The 4,181-nt window shown below is 69.1% G+C and carries 4 protein-coding genes; 3 read left to right on the top strand and 1 reads right to left on the bottom strand.

Features of this window, described 5'->3' with window-relative positions; genetic code table 11:
* On the bottom strand, positions 1-307 hold a 307-nt coding region (locus G3I65_RS54400; RefSeq protein WP_160704272.1), incomplete at its 3' end, for a GntR family transcriptional regulator.
* Positions 308-446: 139 nt separating this feature from the next.
* Here G3I65_RS54400 and G3I65_RS54395 point away from each other — a divergent pair.
* The 3 genes from G3I65_RS54395 to G3I65_RS54385 all read left to right on the top strand — a co-directional run bounded on the left by G3I65_RS54395 (position 447) and on the right by G3I65_RS54385 (position 3,933).
* On the top strand, positions 447-1,868 hold the full coding sequence (locus G3I65_RS54395; protein ID WP_160704270.1) for an NCS1 family nucleobase:cation symporter-1: 1,422 nt from the start codon (positions 447-449) through the stop codon (positions 1,866-1,868).
* On the top strand, positions 1,865-2,575 hold the full coding sequence (locus tag G3I65_RS54390) for an aspartate/glutamate racemase family protein (RefSeq protein WP_160704268.1): 711 nt from the start codon (positions 1,865-1,867) through the stop codon (positions 2,573-2,575). Before G3I65_RS54395 ends, G3I65_RS54390 begins: the two co-directional genes overlap by 4 nt.
* Before the next feature lie 131 nt (positions 2,576-2,706).
* A complete protein-coding gene (locus G3I65_RS54385) occupies positions 2,707-3,933 on the top strand; it encodes an alginate lyase family protein (protein ID WP_239072034.1) in 1,227 nt (408 codons plus the stop codon).
* Positions 3,934-4,181: the final 248 nt, after the last annotated feature.

The following is a 4,181-nucleotide window of genomic DNA, read 5'->3' as shown; positions in this document are numbered from 1 at the left end:
CGGCGGCGCGTCCCGCCGCGAGCCCTTCGAGGGCTTCCCGGACGTCGAACAGCTCCTCGACGTCGACGCGGGCCAGCTGCCGGACGACGATCCGGCGCGCCGACTGCTCGACGAGGAACCCCTCGGCTTCGAGACTGCGGATGGCCTCGCGGACGGGCACCCTGGAGACACCGAGGTCCTCGGCCAGCTCGCGCTCCACCAGCCGGTCGCCCGGACGGAGGCGGCCGGTCAGGATCCGTTCGCGCAGCTCGTCGCGCACCCGTTGCCGGGTGGCCGCGAGGGGCTGCCGCTCACTCGCCGTCGTCACCGACTCCCCTCTCCTCAACACGCCCGTAACAAGAGTTTACGGGCCGGAGGGTTGACGGCGGCGGACGTCGGGGTGATATTTGGGATGCCAAATTTTGGTATCCCAAATCGCCGTCGCAGCACGTCGATCGGAGGCCCGCATGACCGCCGCCCCGCTCACCGACTCCCAGCAAGAGACGAGCCCACCACCGGACCCCCGGCTGTGGAACGAGGACCTCGCCCCGGCGCGGGAACGCCGCTGGAAGGTCTACGACATCTTCGCGCTGTGGATGTCCGACGTGCACAACCTCGGCAACTACACCTTCGCGGCCGGGCTGTTCGTGCTCGGCCTGTCCGCCTGGCAGGTGTTCACCGCCCTGCTGTTCGGCTTCGTGATCATCTACTTCGGCATGAACCTGATGGGCCGGATCGGCCAGCGCACCGGCGTGCCGTTTCCGGTCGTCGCGCGGATCAGCTTCGGCACGTTCGGCGCCAACCTGCCCGCGCTGATCCGCGCGATCATCGCGATCTTCTGGTATGGCATCCAGACCTACCTCGCGAGCGTGGCCATCACGCTGCTCGTGCTCGCCATCGACCCCGGCCTGAAACCCTTGACCGAGCACGGTTTCCTCGGCCTGCACGCACTCGGCTGGATCTGCTTCGTCGCGCTGTGGGCGGTCCAGGCCCTGATCCTGACCCGCGGCATGGAGTCCGTGCGCAAGTTCCAGGACTGGTGCGGGCCGGCGATCTGGGTCGTGATGATCGCGCTCGCCGTCTGGATCCTCGCCGCCGGCAACTGGCACATTTCCCTGACCAGCAGCCCGAAGCAGCTCTCGACCGGTGAACAGATCCGCCAGTGGTTCGGCGCGGCCGGGTTGATCCTGGCCACCTACGGCACGCTGATGCTGAACTTCTGCGACTTCTCGCGCAACGCCCCGGACCAGAAGACGGTGAAGCGCGGCAACTTCTGGGGCCTGCCGATCAACTCGACGGCGTTCGCGCTGCTGTCGGTGATCGTGACCGCGGGCAGCATGCAGGTGTTCGGCGAGGCCATCACCGACCCGGCCGAGCTGCTGGCCAAGGTGCACAACACGCCGGTGCTGATCGTCGGCGCGCTGACGTTCGCCATCGCGACCATGGGCGTCAACATCGTCGCGAACTTCGTCTCCCCCGCCTACGACCTGGCCAACATCTGGCCGAAGCGGATCTCGTTCACCGTCGGCGGCCTGATCAGCGCGGTGGCCGCGCTGTGCGTGCTGCCGTGGAAGCTCTACTCCTCGCCCGCGGTGGTCAACTACTTCCTCGGCGGGCTCGGCGCGTTCCTCGGCCCGCTGTTCGGGATCATGATCGTCGACTACTACGTGATCCGGCGCGGCAAGGTCGACGTCGCGCAGCTGTTCGTCGACGGCGGCGCGTACCCGCGGGTGAACCCGCGTGCGCTGGTGACGTTCTTCCCCACCGCCGCGCTCGCCGCGGTGATCGCGCTGGTCCCGTTCTTCGCCCCGGCCGCGCCGTACTCGTGGTTCATCGGCACGGCCTCGTCGGCGGCGCTCTACTACGTCGTTTCGAGGAAGCATCGATGAGGATCGTCGTCACCAACTGCAACACCACCGAGGTGATGACGAAGGAGATCGAAGCCGGGGCCCGCGCGGCCGCGAGTCCCGGCACGGAGATCCTGGCGCGGACACCTCGCTGGGGACCGGAATCCGCGGAAGGGTGGCTGGACAGCTTCCTGTCCGCCGCCGCGGTGCTGGACCTGTTGCGGGGCCTGGAAGAACCGTTCGACGCCGTCGTGCTCGCCGGGTTCGGCGAGCACGGCCGCGAAGGCGCGCGCGAACTGCTCGACGTCCCGGTCGTCGACATCACCGAAGCCGCCGCGCACCTGGCCTGCCTGCTCGGCCGCCGCTACGGCGTCGTGACCACTTTGGACCGGACGTGCGGGCTGATCGAGGACAGCCTGCACGCGGCGGGCGTCGCGCAGAACTGCGTCACGGTCACCGGCGCCGGGCTCGGCGTGCTGGAGCTGACCGACGAGCGCCGCACGGAATCGGCGTTGCTCACCGCCGGACGTCGCGCGCGGGACGCCGGCGCGGAGGTGCTCGTGCTCGGCTGCGCCGGGATGACCGGCCTCGACCGGAAGATCGCGACGATGCTGGACATCCCGGTCATCGACGGCGTGGCGGCGGCGGTCCGGCTGGCGGAATCACTGGTGGCGCTGGGGCTGAACACGAGTCGCGCGGGCTCGTACGCCCGGCCGCTGGACAAGAGGCGCACCTGGCCCACCGATTGACACCTGCCGCACGAGGACGTCAGAATCCCCGCAGCCGTACCGCCGCCCGGTGACGACGTGGGGATTTCGACGTCCCCGAAAGGGCGGTGGAAGTGCGAAGGGTTCTGGGCTCGCTGTGTTTGACGGCAAGCATGCTCCTGGTCCCGGTCAGCGGGACGGCGGTGGCTGCGTCGCCACCACACACGATCGTCACCGACGGCGCCGAGCTCGCCGGGATCAAGCAGTCGATCCGCGGCGGCCACGCCACCCAGGCGCAGCGTGACGCCCTGAAAGCCGTGCTGGCCAAGGCGGACACCGCGCTCACCGCCGGGCCGTGGTCGGTCATGGACAAGCCGTCCGCGCCGCCGAGCGGGAACAAGCACGACTACATGAGCCAGGCGCCATACTGGTGGGCGAGCCAGCCGAAGACACCGGAGAACCCGCAGGGCTGCCCGTACGTCAGCAGGGACGGCCAGCGCAACCCCGAGGCCGACGCGATCACCGACCACACCTACCGGATGTGGGCGTGGGACGCGATGTACTACCTCTCGCTGGCCTGGTACTACACCGGCGACGCGAAATACGCGAAGCGGGCGGCACTGGACATCCGGACGTGGTTCCTCGACCCGGCAACGCGGATGAACCCGAACATGACGTACTCGCAGATCATCCCCTGCAAGACGACGATCAGCGGCACCGGGATCATCGACTCGACCCAGTCGTTCAGCCAGCTGATGGACGCGTTCGCGCTGCTCGACGGCGGCGCGCCCGGGTGGACCGGGCAGGACCGCTCCGGCATCAAGGCGTGGCTCACGCAGTACCTGTCCTGGATGCAGACCAGCCCGCAGGCGAAGCTGGAACTGGCCGCCACCAACAACCACGGCACGTTCCTCGACATGCAGAACGCGACGATCTCCGCGTACCTGGGTCACCGCGACGCCGCCCGGAAGATCGTCCTCGACGCGGAGCGGAAGCGGTTCCCGGTGCAGTTCGCCGCCGACGGCAGCCAGCCGCTCGAGCTGTCGCGCACGATGTCGTGGCACTACGTCAACTTCAACCTCACGGCGTGGGGCCGGCTGGCGGAGGTCGGGAAGAACCTCGGCGTCGACGTGTGGAAGTACCGGGCATCGAACGGTGTAACGCTGCGGAAGGTCGTCGACCAGCTGATCCCGGGCGCGCTGCACGGCGCGGAAGCCTGGCCGCACCAGCAGATCGGCGTGTTCGACCAGTCGATCGCGGCGGACATCTTCCACGCCGCGGCCGAGGAAGCGCACGACACCGACGCGGCGGCCGCGCTGAAGCAGATGCCGTTGCCGGCCGGCGGGGACACGTGGCCGGTGCGCGTTTCCTGCTTCCCGCTGGACCCGCCGCTGAAGTAAATCCGGACACCACGTCCCATAGCGCACGCCTTCGCGAATTGGTCTAGTCCAAAGTATTGACACTCGGTGCACGCGCGCGCACATTCGGACCGGGCCCGCTCGTGAAGACCATCGCGTACGCCCTCTCCCGCGCCGTCGCGGCCGGGAGAGGGCCGTCCGCCTGCGCGAGGAGACACCCATGCAGCGAAGACTCGCCCTGCTCGCCGCCGCGGCCGCCGCCGTTGTCGTGGGCGCGTTCACCGTCGCCG

The sequence above is a fragment of the Amycolatopsis sp. SID8362 genome (assembly GCF_010550475.1).
Taxonomy (GTDB): domain Bacteria; phylum Actinomycetota; class Actinomycetes; order Mycobacteriales; family Pseudonocardiaceae; genus Amycolatopsis; species Amycolatopsis eburnea.
Note: the sequence above shows the minus strand (reverse complement) of the source record. Positions and strands in the feature narration are given on the sequence as shown.